A 16,999-nucleotide genomic window follows, 5' to 3' on the forward strand; every position below is an offset into this window, starting at 1 on the left:
CTACATTGAACCGCTTATTTATTCATTTATTTCTCGTGATCGTGCTAGGTTTAGTGACCATTAACTGGTTAACAGAATCACTATGGCAGCAATGGTATCCTCAGGGGAATGTTGAAAACCCACCGTTAGTTAGATCGTTAAGCGTTATTGTAGAACAACAAGCCTTACAGCCTTTGCCTTTATCGTCATTGTCTACCTTGTTAAACATGCCTGTGAGTATGCTTTCTTTGCAAGAAGTGGCATGGTTACCACAGCAACTTAAACAGTTAAACGCACATAGGCCAGTTGTAACCTATGATGCCTTTGATCAACTCATTGTTTATGTCAAAGAGCAGCGCTCTCAACAAGTGTATATGTTTGGGCCGATTAAGGTTAGCGCGATGGAGCCTGAGCACAATACGTTAAAAATCGTTTTACTTTGCTTGTCTTATTTGCTGCTCGCGCTGATTATTTACTTGTGGAGTAAACCGTTATGGCAAGATCTCAATCGATTAAATGCAATGACCGCACAAATAGCGAAGGGAAATTTCGCCATCACAGGTTTGAAGAGTAAGTCATCACCAATTAGTAATATTGTAAAGACATTTCATACCATGGCGCAACGCGTTACTCAGTTAGTTTCTGATCAGCGACAGTTGGTTAACGCTGTGTCGCATGAACTTAGAACGCCGTTAGCAAGGTTAAGGTTTTCACTCGAAATGTTAGAACAAGTTCCCGAGCAGCATCGAACTGAAATGAAGCAAGATGTTACAGAAATGTCGACGCTCATTGATGAAATGCTTAATTATGCGCGATTAGAAAAGATTGACGCAAGCGATAGCAAACAACAGAACGATCTTGTGTTGATTGTAAACCAAGTGGTTGATAAAGGTATTCGCCTATCTGATAAACAGATCCAGTGTTATCTGCCAACGCATTGCAAATATTTTTGTAATGAAGTTCTCATTGAACGCGCACTACAAAACTTATTGAGTAATGCGATAAGGTACGCTAAGCAACAGGTGATAGTTTCGCTCACTCAGCATGAAGATAATATTCAATTAATCGTTGAAGACGATGGTTGTGGTATCCCTTCCGAGGAACGCGATAAAGTATTTGATGCTTTTTATCGTATTGATAAAAGCCGCAATAAAGCATTAGGCGGCTTTGGTTTAGGTTTAGCAATTGTTGAACGTATTTGTCGCTCACATCGTGGTTATTGTCAGGTAAACGAATCTTCGCTTGGTGGATCTAAGTTTATTATCAGCCTACCTCAACAGTAACAACACGTCCTAGTGTTTAGGTAGAGCTAATAGCACGTTCTTCAAGTAAGCAGTAAAAGTCGAATGCGTTAGGTAAGCTTTCGCCGTGAACCTGATACGAGCCTAAAATAAATTCGTAAGGCATATAGAGGTAGCCAGATAAACCAAAATTTTCACCATAAGAGTTACGAATGAGCAAAGCTTGTTTGTCATCATCAAAGCCAACGGCACAAACAGCATGGCCGCCGATACGTAATTCATCTTCGTTTGGAATAGGCATAACGCCTGAAGGTGGAATATTAAAAAAACTACGGGGCTCCATAAAACCAAAAATAATAGGTGTTTGGTTACTAAGAGCATGCTTTATTTCATCAATGCCGTGTTCGATACTTAAGCGGCAATACTTAACTTGCCTAAATGTTTTAGCTTGTTCAATGGCTTTTGGGGAGGGTTTCTCGCTCATTAATTTTTGAATAATCACCCGTTTTTCTACTAGCACTTGCTCAAGGTTATTGGTGATTTCTTCAAGCGTCGCAGTTTTTATTAATTGATATAACGACTCAGGAACATGTGTTTTTGGGTAGGGCCATAAATCAGCACAACATACACCGAAAAGTTGCAATGCTTGAAAACCGTCGCTGATCAAAACCGGTGTGTTTTGTAATTCTTTGCCAGCTAATAAGCGCTCATGATAGTAAATGTACATCGCAGAGGCTTTAGAAACTTGGCTGCAATCATCAAAAAAATCAGTTTTTTGCCTATTTAATGTGATCTCCATCGCGGCTGATAATGCACACCCCGTACAAGCATTCAGTAAACCCTGATCCATCACAGGTGAAATAATAAACTCGCGCAGATCAACGCGTGCTTGTTCACATGCTTGCCAATGGCTTGAATCGCAGTTTTGTTGATATAGAGAAGATGCAGTGCATTGATCATTTGGCACGACACTTCGGCAGTATAAATGTTGCATGGTATTTCCTTATGTTGAATTGAGCGTGGATCCGAATCAAAGCAATATTTGCTTTGCTAGAGTTAACATACACTTGCTAATCATACATTTTTTTATCTCGACTAAACAAAGATCACTTTAATGAATAGTGGATGTTTTGTAGTTCTTATGTTGTATTATAATCTTTGAAATTCAAAATATTACACTAAACAAGGATCGTAATTGAAATCGTTTAACCTTAAATTGATATACGCACTTGCATTGTTTACGCAAGTGTTTGTCGTTCATGCGGCTGATTTTCCAACTAAGCATGAGCGGGAAGCCATTGCTGAAAGCTTATTGAATGGTATAGAAAGTGTTGATGGTGTAACAATTGAATTACGCGATAGTACGCGCGTAGTTAAATGGGAGAACTTCAAAAAAATAGCTACGCGAAATGTGGTGTCGGCATCTGCTTGGAGTAGCTTGTATAGTGCGATTAATAATATTCACGATGGCATTATCAATCGCCATTCTTATATTCAAGTTGAAGAAGGGATCAGAAAACATGTAAAAGCCATTGCTAAATGGCCACGTTATAAACTTGGTTATACTTGGCCAAACATTACCTTTTTTGACTTAGATAATAAGCAAACGATTCTTTCATTAAATGGTACTTCGGTGATTGATCTCTTCGATGAGTTTTTTAACTTATATTGTAATGACGTGCATGATATTGGTTGCTTGAAGTTATTCTCTGTTGCAATAGGGCGCGGTTATCGCTTCAAAGACAATGCTGAAAAACTAGATGTTACCTTTAAAGATGGCAGTAAAAAACAAGTTTTAACACCTCAAAAATTAAAGAAAACTGCAAAAAAAAGTGAGCCAAAACAATGCGAAAACTTATATACCAGTTTACCTAAAAATCTTGTTTTTAAAGGTGATCAAAGTTGTTTATTTGAAATTGATAATCACTATTTATTGAAGATTAGATATTTTGGTCGTTGGGGTACTGAGCAAAACGATATTTATTGTCAAAAAGTTACCGCAGAAGGAATGTGTTCGGATATTTTGGCAATTAAAAATCTACTAAGCCAGCAAGCTGCTAAACCTTTGATTATAGACCTTCAAAATAATGGCGGTGGCTCTGAGAATACTCCATGGATTGCTGCATTAACTACGAATGGATTCATGGACAATGTGGTTTTATATAGAAATTTAGCGCTTTTAAAAGATAAAGACATTCGAAAAGATTCATTTTATGACAATGAATATGCCGAAAATTGGTATCAAAAAATTAAAGTCAATATGAGTGAACAACACAAATACTTGCCTCCACGCGCAGATTTTTGCCGAGGCTCTAAGGAGTGCGCACTAGAAAATATTCCTTCAGCGAAGTTACCGATACAGTATCATGCTTTAACTTTAGTCGTAAATGAAGCATGTGTGAGTTCATGTGATGATTTTGTGTGGCGAACAAGGCGATATGCTCAAGCGAAAACTGTCGGACAACTGCCTGCAACGGATGGTGCTTACGCGAGAATTAAAGGGTATATCTATGTTGATAAGCAAGGCAATATTGGTCATACGCACGTTGGTGAAAGCCAAGACGTACCTGCTGAGGCGGAAACACTTTTAGTGAGCTATCGTATGCCAATATCTAAAACTATTGATGTAGATGGCAATAACTTAGATGGGGCTGATAATGTTTTGGATGTCGCTATTCCAATTACTAAGGAAAACTATACTAACATTGAAGATATCAACGTTAAGTTTGCGTTGGGCTTGTGAGTACACTTACAAGCTTCGAGTGATATAACAGTAAAATGACCAATATCTTATGCTGTTATCTAGTTTATCCGCAGTTTGCCGATATAATAGTATAAATGCAGTGTTGTTTGTGAAGTGGTAACCTCCTTGTATCAGAATATCAACGTTGATCACTTACCTGTGATCTCAACAACAGTAGAAGTCACAGGATTTAATTACTCGCCAGATATTATTTGGATATTTGATCTAGACTGTCATGGTTTTTGGTGGGGGAACACACGAGCGCTTGAATTTTGGGGGCTCGAAAGTGTTGAACAACTGATCAATAAAGATTTATCAGATGATACTGAAGGCGCCCGCAAACGCACCGAACAAACGTTTGTAAAAGCGGCCGTTGAAGGCCAGACACAAGACCCATGGACGACGTACCCCAATGGTCAACCCAAGCTGATGTTAATGCGTCATGTTGCCGTGCTCTTAGGCGAAGAAAAACATCGAGGCATTATTGCGTTTATTAGTGAACAACTAGACAGCAGTTTTCAACCTGAAAACTTGTTATTTGCCGAAGCTGTGCGCTATACGTCGGCGATGGTCAGTTGTTATGACTTAACTGGAAAACGGCTTTTTGAAAACCCGGCTTTTACCTCATGTTATGACACGGTAACGTCGACACAATCTGTTAATGATTTTGTTGTCCGCTTTTGTGATGCGGCTCAAGGAGAGCAACGGTTAAAGCAGGCACAGCAACAACAAGACTGTCAGCATGAGCATTTAATGCAAACAAAAAAAGGCCTTAAACGCCATCATGTTGATGTAAGATCGAGTCGTCACCCCTTAACGGGAGATTACGTTTTCTTAGTAACAGAATATGATATTACCCAGCTTCACGATACGATCACCGAGCTAAAGCAAACCAAAGCAAGGCTGAAAAAATTAGCACATTATGATCCATTAACAACGTTACCTACGGTATGGTTGTCACGTGAGCGCGTGCAAACTGCTTTGGTAAAAGCAAAACGAGACAAAACGATAGTCGCGGTTATGTTTATTGATTTAGATGGCTTCAAACATGTTAATGATAGCTATGGTCATGCAGCGGGAGATAAATTATTAACTCTCGTAGGTAACAGGCTTGCTAGTATATTCAGAGAGTCAGATAGTGTCGGTCGTATCGGAGGCGATGAATTTCTTGTATGTCTTCCAGAACTCTCTACAAAAGATAATTCATATGACTTAGCTAAAAAAACCATTGCAGAGTTATCACGTGAATTTGAGATTTTGGACGATAACGGGCGTAGCCAACATGCAAATATTAGCGCAAGTATCGGTATCGCTTTTTATCCGGATGAAGGGCAAGATGTTGATTCATTAATTAAAGTAGCTGACAAGAAAATGTATCAAGCGAAAAATAATGGCAAAAATAAGTTCGTTGTTTAGTGTTTAGTTGCTCATATTTGCCCTTGTACTTTTTAAAGAATAGGTTTGTATTTCACCTGACAGGCAGCTATGAGCGAAGAGCGGACATTCAGGTTTCTATGTTAATAGAATTCTTGTAAGCTAACGTTGGCTTTTTTCTTATAACGAAAAGTATCGCTACGACAGTTTAAGCAACTTTTGAATTATAGCGCATATGGATATGTAACCTATTGATTTTTAATGTTCCAAGATTATTAATAAATTGTAATTATAAGTATGATGCCTTTGGCAATGCGATTGGTAACTCTATTGTTAGTGGTTTAAGTAAGTCACCGCAACCATCAAAAGAAGACCTTGAGCGTCAAGCGAAGCTTGATGCGATGAGTCGTCAACTTGGCCAAGATGCAAGTAAGAAAGTTAATGGTGTACTTGATGCAAACCTAGCGAAAACACTAGGTAAAGCTCAAGAAACTATGGCGGTTGATTTGAATCAGACCGTTGATAACTTCAATAACTTCTCTAGTGCCTATATGGCATACAGCTCTGATTATGAGTTGAATGTAGCTGGTCAATTAAGTGATTATCGCGTTACGAGAGCGAATGACTTAACGGCAGGTTATCAAGCTAAAGCAGATGCGTTAACTCAACGTACTGAATATTACTCTCCAGATAATATTTATAAGCGTGTATTTGCAGATGATATTGCAACAGGTATGGCTATGCATGCGGGGGGAGTAAGAAATCGCCCTCAGATGGGGTTAGATTTTACTGAGTTAAATGCTGGATTGGATTCGACACTTGCTTGGAGAGATCAAGAAAGGGCGGAATACCAAAAAAGTTGGGTAGGACAGACTGAGAAAGTAATAGATGTTACTTCAAAAGTGTTTAATCAAGTTAGAGAAAAGGGAGAAGTTACTCTTGCTTGGGGGATAACTGCTGGAGCCGCAACAGGAACTAGCGTAGATGGGGCTATTGGTAATTACTTAGCTCTAGATTTCAGCGAATTGTCATATAGTTATGGTAACTACTTCAGTGGTGAACTTGGGGCAGAGCTAGGAATACCAGTACCAGATGTAAGCCTAGGAAATGAGGTTTCTATATATCCTACTTTTGACTGGGAAGGTGCGCTATCAGGGAAATATCACATAAAAGGAGTAGATTTTGAGTTTGGTAATGTTGGATTAGAAACTGGCTATGTTCAGTCATTAGACGATAAAAGTATCATTGGTGCTCAGTTTACAACTTCAATTAGCTCGCCATTAAAGCTTCTAAAGCCTTTACCTACAAGCTCTGTCTATTATCACGTAGGGGCTGGTAAAGTTAATGAGATTAGTTCTGGCACATTAAAATGGTGGAAATAGCAGTGCTACAAAATAACAAAAAGGTATTTATTATTTTAATTATTTTTCTGCTTGTTGCTTTAGGTTTTATCTATACAGATAAAACCTTCTCAAGCTATATATCCAATATGTCACCAAAAACGCAATATAGAATGACAATATTAAAAAATGGAAGTGATGAATTTGTTAAAGCCGGTACTTTAGGCGATTTCTATTTTTGCTTAAAAAACGGAGGAGATAGTACAAAAGTATCCGGAGCAAAAAATGAAGTAAAACTCTGGTTAAGTGATAAAATGTTTTTTAATTTGTCTGTTAAAAGCTCGATAGCGAGTAGAGTCAGTATTAAAGAAGTTCGAGGTGAGAAATATAAATCATTAACTTGGGTTAATTCTATAGGATGTGAAATGTCGCTACTTAACTAAATAAACTGGTTCTTAAAGATGCCTTTGGCAATGCAATAGGTAGCTAACTCGAACGGCCGAAAATGGCACATATGCGACAGCCAGATTTGATTGATTTCTATAAATCGAGTCTGTCAGTTCAAGTAATGACTGATTCGTTTAATGCTGATTAGTTTTAATGCAAACAGATTTTCACTAAAGCTTTGTTAATTCGAAAATTTTTCTTAATGCTTGCGCTTTAAATGACTTGCCAATATGGATCTCTCGTTCATCGACTAACGTTATTTTATTTCCTTCAATAAAACGAATATGTTCAAGGTTTACCATGGCCGATTTGTGCACTTGTAAAAAGGACGAGTCTTTAAGTTGCTCTACAAAGCTTGACAGTGTTCTTGGTGTTAAAACGCTTTGACCATCACGCCAAACCTTCACGTAATTTCCGTAAGCTTCAAAACAACTAACGTCTGCTAAGTTTATTTTAAGTTGCTTCTTATCAACTTTAATAAACATTTGCTGTATAGAATGTGGTTTCTCTGTGTGCGTTGCTTGTTGAACTAATTTATAGTGATTAAGTGATTTGTTGCAAGCCTGAAGAAAGCGTTCAAATGAAAAGGGCTTTAAAAGATAGTCAATTACATCTAATTCATAACTTTCTAATGCATGCTCTTGATAGGCACTAGTGATAACAACCTGTGGTTTTTCTTTCAAAACTTTAAGCAAGTCTAGGCCCGAAAGCATTGGCATATTAATATCCAAAAATAGCAGGTCTACCGATTGCTTGGAAAGGAAGTCAAGCGCTTGGGTGGCAGAATAACACTGTCCAACAACGTTGATAAACGGAACGTTGTCACAAAAGCTCTGTAAAATATCGTGTGCTAGGGGTTCGTCGTCAATGATTAAAGCGTTAAGCTTATCCATTATTTTCTAACTCCACAGTTAAGGTGACTAAAAACTCATGTGGTTGTGACGAAATATTCAATTGATGCTTATTAGTGTAATCAAGCGCCAATCGACGTTGTAAATTTTCAAGTCCAAGGCCACCGTCTATTTGTTTTTCGTGTGGTTTTGATTGACTGTTATTCAGCCTTTCATCAATGGAATTATGGCATATTAGGCTAAGTTTATTGTGCTCGAGTGATAAATCGACAGATAACCAAGCGGGTTTATCCGTTGCATCAATACCATGTTTAAAGGCGTTTTCTATGAGTACGATTAAGAGTAATGGAGCTATTTTAAATTGGGTATTCTCTGCTAGTTTTTGGTCAATATTAATGGTTAATGTCGCTTTATGGCTGACGCGAATTTGTTGTAGTGCAATATAGTCAGTTAAGTAAGCAATTTCGTCTTTTAAACTTACACGATGATTACCACCTTTATACACGACAAATCGCAACAGGTTGGATAACTGTAGTATACATTGCGGTGCTTGCGCTTTTTTAGTTAACACCATTGAATATAAGTTGTTGAGGGTATTGAACAAGAAGTGAGGGTTAATTTGTTGCTGTAACCACTTCAACTCTGCTTCGGTATTTTGCTGTTTGAGTAATGATACTTCTGCAACCTGTTGTTGCCACTTAAAGGCTAAAATTAGAGGTAAACTTATCATCATGATAATAAAAGCAATACGTAAGTTCCAAACATCAAAGGGATCATCATTACCGCTAGGTAATAACGTGAATTCAACGCTATTTATCGGTAAAAACAACGTAAGCTGGCTTAATAGTGGCGCTGCTATTAACGTGAATGTGCAGGCAGTCCATAAATAATGAAATACCCCAAAACGAGCCATAACGTTGTTAATTAATACATGATGATTTATCCAATAAATAAAATAGCCACACATATAAAATGCAAAAAACTGTACAAAATAAGTTAATAATTCATCAAATCGCAGCAAGTTTCGCTTTAAATCAATGATAACGTGAATGGGTTGGTTCTCTATCGGATTATCTACCGAGTTAAATACTAATGACCAAAACAAACTAAAGCACACCACGATTGCGAGTAAAGTATTGTCCATTGTGACTTTATCTTTAAATCTCGATAGATTTAGTGGTTTTACTTTTCGCCTTAAAAAGATAATGATCTCAATGGCAACTAAGCTAATAAACAAGGCTAACGTGTTATCAAAGAACTCTTCATAGCTGTTGCTGTTTTCTCTTATTATTAAATGCCCTAGTGGCAACATTATAAAACCGATGGCCCACCAAGCGAGTGCTGCTGTTTTTTCAGACCGTAAGCTTTGATATTTGCACCAAAGTACAGGTGAAATGAGAATCGCCAATACGCATACTCTTTGAGCAAAGGTTATCCAATTAAGCTCGTTAACGGTTAAAAAGGCATAAGATACGATAAAAGCAAGGTAGAGACTAAACGGCATATATGGAGAAAAAAAATAAGAGAAGAATGTTTTTGAAAAGGAACGAGAAAACATAGCTGCCTGATAGAATAAGTATTAATAATAAACCAAACATTAGTTTGCGCTGTTCTTTGCTATATGTCAGTACATAAATGACAAAAAGCATTATTTTCATGATCAACGTACGAGAGGAGCTCGTTTGCGGTTGATTTTGACATTCATCATTAAAGATTCGACCTTGGTCATTGTTTGCTCGCAAAGTCCGTAACAGTTAATAACAATAACGCCATGTAACACTAAGAGTGGTGGATATATGCTAACTATAACGAACTTATGCAAAACCTACGCAGAGAAAAAGAAACAAAAGGCACCTGCATTAGATGATGTGAACTTATCAATTGACTCCGGCATGTTCGGACTTTTAGGGCCAAATGGCGCAGGTAAGTCTAGTTTAATGAGGACTATTGCAACCTTGCAAAAGCCTGATACCGGCACGATAGAATTTGCGGGTGAAAATATCATTAAACACCCTGAGTTTATGCGTAAACAGTTGGGTTATTTGCCTCAAGATTACGGTGTTTATCCAGGGGTATCTGCTTTTGAGTTACTTGATTACTTAGCAAAACTAAAGGGTATTACTGATCGTAAGCAACGCAATGCGCAAATAGATAAATTGCTCGCACAAGTGAATCTTACGCAGCATAGAAATAACGCAGTTAGTCGATTTTCAGGGGGCATGAAGCAACGTTTTGGTATAGCACAGGCATTGTTGGGTGAGCCTAAGATGCTAATTGTTGATGAACCAACAGCAGGACTCGACCCCGAAGAACGTAATCGCTTTCATAACTTATTAGTTGAAATAAGCCGTGATAAAGTGGTGCTGTTATCAACACACATTGTTGAAGATGTCAGTCACCTTTGCCCTAACATGGCAATTCTTGCCGCGGGAAAAATTGTTAAAGAAGGCTCTCCAGCGCAGTTGATTAAACAAGTTCAAGGCAAAATTTGGCAGATTAAAACAAGTAAATCGAACCTTGAAGACGTTGTTCCTCAAGCTAACGTTATCAGCCAACGTTTATTTGCTGGAGAGGCCACCGTTCATGTTTATAGTGAGAGTCAACCTAGTCCCGATTTTCATCGAGTAACACCTGATTTAGAAGATGCTTATTTTGCAGCTTTGCATTGCCATGCGTTTGAATCGCAATTAAATAAGTAAGGAATTTATTATGAGAAGCTTATTAATTGCCGAGCTTAAACTACAAAGTCGCCATTGGATTTGGTTGCTTGCAATGGTGTTAACGTTTGCGTTTGGCGCTTTTGTGATAAATAAACAAACGCCAGACATGGACATTGACGTCAGCGGCGCTTTTTTTCTGATCAAAACCTTTGCTATCCAACTTTTGTTATTGCCAGTACTGGTAGCGATATTCTCTGCACAAGCCACTATCAGAGATTTTGATAGTGATATGGCGAGCATTGTCTATGCGAGTAGTACCAAGTTAACACAGGTACTATTTGCAAGGTTTTTTGCCCTATTTATCTTATGTTGGTGTGTGTACTTAAGTTTTGCTTTAGGTATTCTCGGTGGCTTAACGACGCAATCGCCCGACTCTTTTAGTTTGCCTATAGCGAGTCTCAGTTGGGCGCTATTCGTGTTAGCGTTACCTAACGTTTTATTAGTCTGTGCGATATTTTTTGCAATTGGTTTGCACGGTAAACGTAGTATTTATTTGTATTTGAATGCTTGTTTGCTTTTCTTTGCTTACCAATTCTTTTTAACCATTAATGGTTCACCGTTGATGGCAAGTAGGGTTGCGGTTTCTGCTGATTTATCATCATTATATGCATGGCTAGATCCATTTGCCTTAAGTACGTATTTTGAGCAAGTTAGACAATGGCAACCTTCAGATAAAAATACACTATTACCCACCTTTGACGTAACGCTACTGACAAATCGTATTGCAGTTGTTCTTGCAGCGCTGCTGGTTACTGGTTATGCCATTATCCATCATGTGCAGCATTTTAAAGTAGATACGATTCAAGATGAACGTGTGCTTTTACCACATTGGATAAAACGCGTTAAATTGGATTTAACGCGTACATTGGCACTTACTTTCATCGCTCGACTATCCGATAAGATACCAGTATATAGTGTGCTTACTATAGCACGCAAAGAATGGCAGCTTAGCTTTAAAACAAAGACTTTCTTTGCCATGTGTTGCGCGCTAATTTTCTTAATCAGTAGTGAAGTTTATTTTGGGTACATACATCTTGAAAACCTGGGTACATCAGCAATTGCGTCTACGTTGATCACTGTAAACCGATACATTGCTGACATTTTACCGCGCTTTGGTGGCTTGTTTATGCTTTTTCTCGCGGCTGAACTGTGTTGGCGTGATCAGCAAAGTAAAGTTAAGCCACTGATCGATAGTACGCGTGTTAGTAACGTTGCTTTGTTCTTTGGACGTTTGTTAGCCCTGTGCTTTGTACCTTTATTTTTTATCACGTTGAGTATTATTGTTTCGATTGTCATGCAGTCGGTAAATGGCGGTGATATTGATCTCAATATGTATGTATCCATGTACTTTTTCTTTGGTCTTCCAATGATTTGGCTAGCAACGCTGTGTGTTGTTGTACATGCATTATTACCCAATAAATACTTAGCACTAGGCCTTACCTTCGCTTTATTTGTTAGCCTTGAAACTAGCGTGCTGCAATCTTTTGGGTTAGAACACCCATTATGGACACTCGGACAATTACCATTGTTAAGTTACTCTGAGTTTGTTGGCTTTGGTGCTGAAGTAGATGCATTCGTTGGCTACTTAAGCTTTAGGTACAGCTTACTTATCGTTCTATCGCTTATTGCGTTCAAATTTTTCCGTCGAGGAGAAGAGTTATCATCAGCCTTTACATCGCCTGTGTTATGGCATCGCCGTGAGAAAGTTATTCTCATCTGTGGCGCAGTAGCGTTGGTGATAACGCTTGGTAATGTCGTTTATCAGACTTGGTACATAGGTCATTACCAATCAAGTAGTGATCGGCATGTGTGGAAAGCTAGTTATGAAAAAAAATATGCTTACTTGAAAGACCAACCATCACTTGCCGTTGAAAAAATAACAACCATCGTTGAATTAATGCCTAATGAAAGACGCTTGGCTGTCGATGCGACATACCAGTTAATCAATCGTAGCGACAATGCTATTTCACAGTTGGTGTTTTCGACACCTTTGCCTTTTAATTATCGTCATGTGAACGTGGAAAACGCTAAACAGGTGTCTTTTGATCACGTGCATCAAACGCATATTTATGCTTTTGAACAACCAATTCAACCCAGTGAAACGGCTGCGATAAGTGTTGTCGCCGATTATCAACAAAACGGTTACTTAGGTGTGCCGGGTGATAATGTTTTAACCAGCAATTACAGCTATATTAGGTTTTTACGTTATTTACCCTTTTTTGGCTATGTAAAGCATTATCAATTAAGTAATGAAGGGCTACGCGAAGAGTTCGCTTTACCTAAGCTTACGCATAACACACTTGAGCAAGATCTTGAAAAATATCAAGGTGATATGTCTGAACTTTATGATTGGGCGATATTAGATACTACCATTGTAACGAATGAAGACCACATCGCATTTGCACCAGGTGAACTGGTAAAACAATGGCAAGAGGGTCATAGAAAAGCGTTTCAATATCGAACACGCGGAAAAGTGCGAAACATCGGGCATATTGTTTCGCATAACTTGCCGGTTAAAACGGCTGAAATAGCTCACACTTCTGTTGACGTTTACTATCCCGAAAACAAAGAAGCATATGCAACGCTTCATTTAAGCGCAATTACAGATGCCTTGCGGTATGGTAACGAACATTTTGGTGCTATTAAAGCCAATAACTTACGATTGGTGCCTGTCGCAGGCTTTTTCCCTGCTACCGGCTATGCTTTGCCAAACTCTATTTTTATTGGTGAAGGCGTTGGATTCCATGTTGATTTGACCAATGAAGATGGCTTTGACCATTTATATCGTCGTACGGTTCATGAAGTCGCGCATCAATGGTGGGGACATGGATTAAATGGTGCTGCAACGGAGGGTGAAGCGGTATTAGTAGAAACGCTGGCGAAGTATACTGAAATGGTATTGCTAACACGAAAATATGGCGATGATTATGTAAAACAGCTTATTAAATATGAGCAACAGCGCTACTTTTCTGGGCGCTCGCGCACTAATATTAATGAGCTGCCACTTTACCGCGCTGATGAAAACTACTTAATCTATTCAAAAGGTGCAGCCGCTATGTATGCGTTGAAACAGCAATTAGGGGAAGCTGCTGTCAACAAAGCGTTAAGAAAACTAGTCGCGTTACATTCATACCCGAATAAGCCTGCAACAACGTTAGACTTTATTGCCTATTTAAATGAAGGAAAAACAGCTGAACAGCAAAAATTGGTGAATAACTGGTTTAAAGAAACCGTAATACATGACGTTGAAATTTCACGAGCAGAGCTAAGTAAGACTGAACAAGGCTATGTGATCAATGTCTGTTTGCAAGATAATAAAACAGATCTTACAACAGTGAAATTAAGTGCATTTAGCGATGACGAAAAGCTAATAGCAAATACTAACTTTATCGCGAATGCTAAGCAGGGCATTATTACGTGTAAGGTGTGGAAATTGGGAACAAAACCTAGCCATATTGAGGTTGATTCTGCACTAGTATTACTTGATAGCAATAGAGAAAATAATCAATTCTACTTTCTTAAACAGTAGTCGTTTGGAGCACACCGCGGGTAATTTAATGTGGTGTGCGTTATTAAACGTTGTACAGCCAGTATTGCATATTACTGGCTAACTTTTTATTGGGTCAGTAATGACCAAGTCATTAAGCCATATTCAGCTACCGAGAGTAGTGCCTCTTTTGAAGCGCCATCGCGGGCTTGAATAGACATACCCTGTTGAAGGGTGATGTAATACGTTGCAATGGCATGACAGTCAATTTCTGATTTGAGCGTGCCGTTTTCAATATCACGTTTTAACAAAGTAATAAGGTTTTCTTTACTTTCTACGCGACATTCTTGCAACGTATGATGCACTGATAAATTCGTGTCATCCTGGTTCATCGCTCCTATTATAATCAGACAACCTTTTGGTCTATTTTCGTGAGTAAATTCTTCTGCACTCAATGTTAGTAGGGTTTTTATGGCTGCTTTTGCAGACTTTTCTCGCATGGTTTCGAGCCATATTTTACTACCTTCTGTTGCACGATACAGCGTGACAACTTCATTGAATAGTGCTTCCTTTGAACCAAACGTTGAGTAAATACTAGGGGTGTTAATCCCCATAGAGCTTACGAGATCTGCCATTGAAGTATTGTCGTAACCCTGCTGCCAAAAAGTCATCATGGCATTTCTAAGCGTCTCTGTTCTATCAAAATTACGTGGTCTTCCGCGTTTATTCATTATTGTGCTCCATGAAGCGGTAAATTTATTTCATAATGATCGTTACAAAATAAGAAAACAATGCTAATGTATATTTTTGTAACGTTCGATACATATATTAACAGATAAAAGGAAAGAGTATGCAACGATTAAGAAATAAAGTAGCACTTATCACTGGTGGTAGTAGAGGAATGGGGGCTGCAATTGCAGAACGCCTTGCTCAAGAAGGTGCAAACGTAGTGATTACTTATGTTAACAATGCGGAAAAAGCAAACGGTGTAGTTGCGAAGGTGAGAGATATAGGAAGTAAAGCTATAGCGATTAAAGCTGATAATGCTGATCCTCATGCAATCACTTCTGCAGTTGATTCAACAATAGCGGAGTTTGGTCAACTGGATATTTTAGTGAATAACGCCGGTATTTTTAGTCCTAAACCGATAGAAGCGCTTACATTAGAAGAGATTGATAAAACGCTAAACATCAACGTTCGCGCCGTGGTTATTGCTTCACAAGCAGCCGCTGCACATATGAAATCTGGTGGACGAATAATCTCTATTGGCAGTAACCTCGCAGAACGCGCTGTAATGCCTGGTTTGAGCTTGTACAGTCTAAGTAAAGCAGCGCTAATTGGCTTTACTAAAGGATTAGCGCGTGATTTAGGTCCTCAGGGAATTACGGTGAATATTGTTCATCCAGGCTCTACAAATACCGATATGAACCCAGCAGACGGTGAATATAGCGATATGCAGCGTAGCGCAATGTGTATACCACGATATGCTGAACCTGACGATATTGCTGGCGTTGTTGCTTTTCTTGCAAGTGAAGAAGGAAAGTGTATGACCGCTTCTGGACTAACAATTGACGGCGGCACTAACGCGTAATAGCGGCAGAGGGTATTAAGGTGAGGAAGCAACAAAATGTTAAAGAGTCTGATAATCTTGCACTTTTGAATATTCTCGCCTTTTTATCTTTTGTCGTTGTTACAACAGAATTTTCCATGGTAGGTTTTTTGCCAGAAATTTCGCTGCAACTTGGTATTTCTGTAGCAGATGCAGGTTGGTTTGTCACATGGTTTGCATTAGGCGCTGCATTGGTTGGGCCTTATTTAACGTTAATGGTGAAAGTCTTTGATACAAAGCATTATTTTATGTTTACAACCAGCGCTTTTATCTTGGCAAATGTTGTTATTATTCTGCTGCCTCGTTATGAGGTGATTGTTGTTGCTCGGTTTATTCAAGGGGGATTTTTACCTGTTATTTTAAGTATTATTGCAATGACAGCGGTAGATACTTCTGGTGATAATCGCCAACATTGGGCCATTTCTCGTGTCAACTTAGGGTTAGTTTTTGCGACGGTGTTAGGTATTCCACTGAGTGCTTTTATCGCTGTGGAATATCATTGGCAGCTTACGTTTTGGTTGCTATCAATACTCGGCCTTTTTGCCTTAGTGGGTATTGTGCTCTATGTCCCTGCAGTGCCACCGAAAAAAAATATCGCTAATGAAAATAATAGGCCTTTGTTATTGCAGCCATTATTTCTCTTACATTTATTGTTATCAATGTTGTTATTCACAGCAATGTTCACTGTTTATACCTATATCTCTTCTTTTCTGTTAACCGTAACTACGTTTAGCAACACAGCAATAGGGTGGTTGTTGATAGTCTTTGGTGGTGCTGGCGTGTTAGGTAATTGGCTGGTGGGACGATTCACTTTTAAACAAAACTTGCAACCCACTATTTATCTCACGTTACTTTTCTGTACAGTTATTCTGCTACTGACACTTATAGGCAGTTACTGGAAGATATTGGCCATAATTATCCTAGTTTTTTGGGGGGCTGTACATATGGCCGCATTTGTGATCACGCAGGTCAGAATAATACAGATCGCAAAAGAACATAAAGCATTTGCATTATCGCTAAACATGGCCATTTGTAACCTTGGGATCAGTATTGGCGCTATGGCTGGAGGATGGGTTTCCAGTCATTATGCTGTAGATAACATAGGTTTTGTCGCCGCAGGCTTTGCAACGTTTACTGTTCTGACGGCTATCTTTATGCAAAAGACAATGAAAAAGTATCAACCTTATTCAAGTATCATTAAATAAGGT

The 16,999-nt window shown here is 38.6% G+C and carries 13 protein-coding genes; 9 read left to right on the plus strand and 4 right to left on the minus strand.

The annotated features are described in order from the left end of the window. Nucleotides 1-5 precede the first annotated feature (5 nt). Nucleotides 6-1,262 (plus strand): ATP-binding protein, encoded by a 1,257-nt coding sequence (locus QUE72_RS03560; RefSeq protein WP_286271609.1) that lies wholly within the window; start codon nt 6-8, stop codon nt 1,260-1,262. A gap of 16 nt (nt 1,263-1,278) precedes the next feature. Here the strand turns inward: QUE72_RS03560 and QUE72_RS03565 are convergent, their stop codons facing one another. Further along, nucleotides 1,279-2,214, minus strand: coding sequence for a C1 family peptidase (locus QUE72_RS03565; RefSeq protein ID WP_286271610.1), 936 nt, complete (start codon nt 2,212-2,214; stop codon nt 1,279-1,281). A 201-nt stretch (nt 2,215-2,415) separates the two neighbouring features. On the opposite strand from QUE72_RS03565, the gene QUE72_RS03570 reads away from it, so the two are divergent. The 4 genes from QUE72_RS03570 (at nt 2,416) to QUE72_RS03585 (ending at nt 7,120) form a co-directional block, all read left to right on the plus strand. Continuing rightward, complete coding sequence (locus QUE72_RS03570; protein WP_286271611.1) at nt 2,416-3,963, plus strand: S41 family peptidase; 1,548 nt, start codon at nt 2,416-2,418, stop codon at nt 3,961-3,963. Between the two features lie 126 nt (nt 3,964-4,089). After that, on the plus strand, nt 4,090-5,379 hold the full coding sequence (locus QUE72_RS03575) for a GGDEF domain-containing protein (protein ID WP_286271614.1): 1,290 nt from the start codon (nt 4,090-4,092) through the stop codon (nt 5,377-5,379). A 209-nt stretch (nt 5,380-5,588) separates the two neighbouring features. After that, nucleotides 5,589-6,719, plus strand: coding sequence for a hypothetical protein (locus QUE72_RS03580; RefSeq protein WP_286271616.1), 1,131 nt, complete (start codon nt 5,589-5,591; stop codon nt 6,717-6,719). Beyond that, a complete protein-coding gene (locus tag QUE72_RS03585; protein ID WP_286271617.1) occupies nt 6,707-7,120 on the plus strand; it encodes a hypothetical protein in 414 nt (137 codons plus the stop codon). Before QUE72_RS03580 ends, QUE72_RS03585 begins: the two co-directional genes overlap by 13 nt. Before the next feature lie 174 nt (nt 7,121-7,294). Here the strand turns inward: QUE72_RS03585 and QUE72_RS03590 are convergent, their stop codons facing one another. After that, nucleotides 7,295-8,017 carry a LytR/AlgR family response regulator transcription factor gene (locus QUE72_RS03590; RefSeq protein ID WP_286271619.1) on the minus strand — a complete coding sequence of 241 codons (723 nt, stop codon included), beginning with the start codon at nt 8,015-8,017 and terminating at the stop codon, nt 7,295-7,297. Beyond that, nucleotides 8,010-9,533, minus strand: coding sequence for a sensor histidine kinase (locus QUE72_RS03595; RefSeq protein WP_286271620.1), 1,524 nt, complete (start codon nt 9,531-9,533; stop codon nt 8,010-8,012). The genes QUE72_RS03590 and QUE72_RS03595 overlap by 8 nt, the downstream gene beginning before the upstream one ends. A 238-nt stretch (nt 9,534-9,771) precedes the next feature. Here QUE72_RS03595 and QUE72_RS03600 point away from each other — a divergent pair, with 238 nt between their 5' ends. Further along, nucleotides 9,772-10,674 (plus strand): ABC transporter ATP-binding protein, encoded by a 903-nt coding sequence (locus QUE72_RS03600; protein WP_286271623.1) that lies wholly within the window; start codon nt 9,772-9,774, stop codon nt 10,672-10,674. Between the two features lie 10 nt (nt 10,675-10,684). Next, nucleotides 10,685-14,224, plus strand: a complete 3,540-nt coding sequence (locus QUE72_RS03605) for a M1 family aminopeptidase (RefSeq protein WP_286271624.1) — start codon at nt 10,685-10,687, stop codon at nt 14,222-14,224. Nucleotides 14,225-14,310: 86 nt separating this feature from the next. On the opposite strand, the gene QUE72_RS03610 is transcribed toward QUE72_RS03605, so the two are convergent. Then, nucleotides 14,311-14,913, minus strand: a complete 603-nt coding sequence (locus QUE72_RS03610; protein WP_286271625.1) for a TetR/AcrR family transcriptional regulator — start codon at nt 14,911-14,913, stop codon at nt 14,311-14,313. 119 nt (nt 14,914-15,032) lie between these two features. Here QUE72_RS03610 and QUE72_RS03615 point away from each other — a divergent pair, with 119 nt between their 5' ends. Continuing rightward, entirely contained in the window at nt 15,033-15,773 is a 741-nt protein-coding gene (locus tag QUE72_RS03615; protein ID WP_286271627.1) for an SDR family NAD(P)-dependent oxidoreductase, read from the plus strand. Nucleotides 15,774-15,793: 20 nt separating this feature from the next. Continuing rightward, a complete protein-coding gene (locus QUE72_RS03620) occupies nt 15,794-16,996 on the plus strand; it encodes an MFS transporter (protein WP_286271630.1) in 1,203 nt (400 codons plus the stop codon). Nucleotides 16,997-16,999 lie beyond the last annotated feature (3 nt).

Origin of the sequence: Thalassotalea hakodatensis (assembly GCF_030295995.1) — a bacterium.
GTDB lineage: Bacteria > Pseudomonadota > Gammaproteobacteria > Enterobacterales > Alteromonadaceae > Thalassotalea_C > Thalassotalea_C hakodatensis.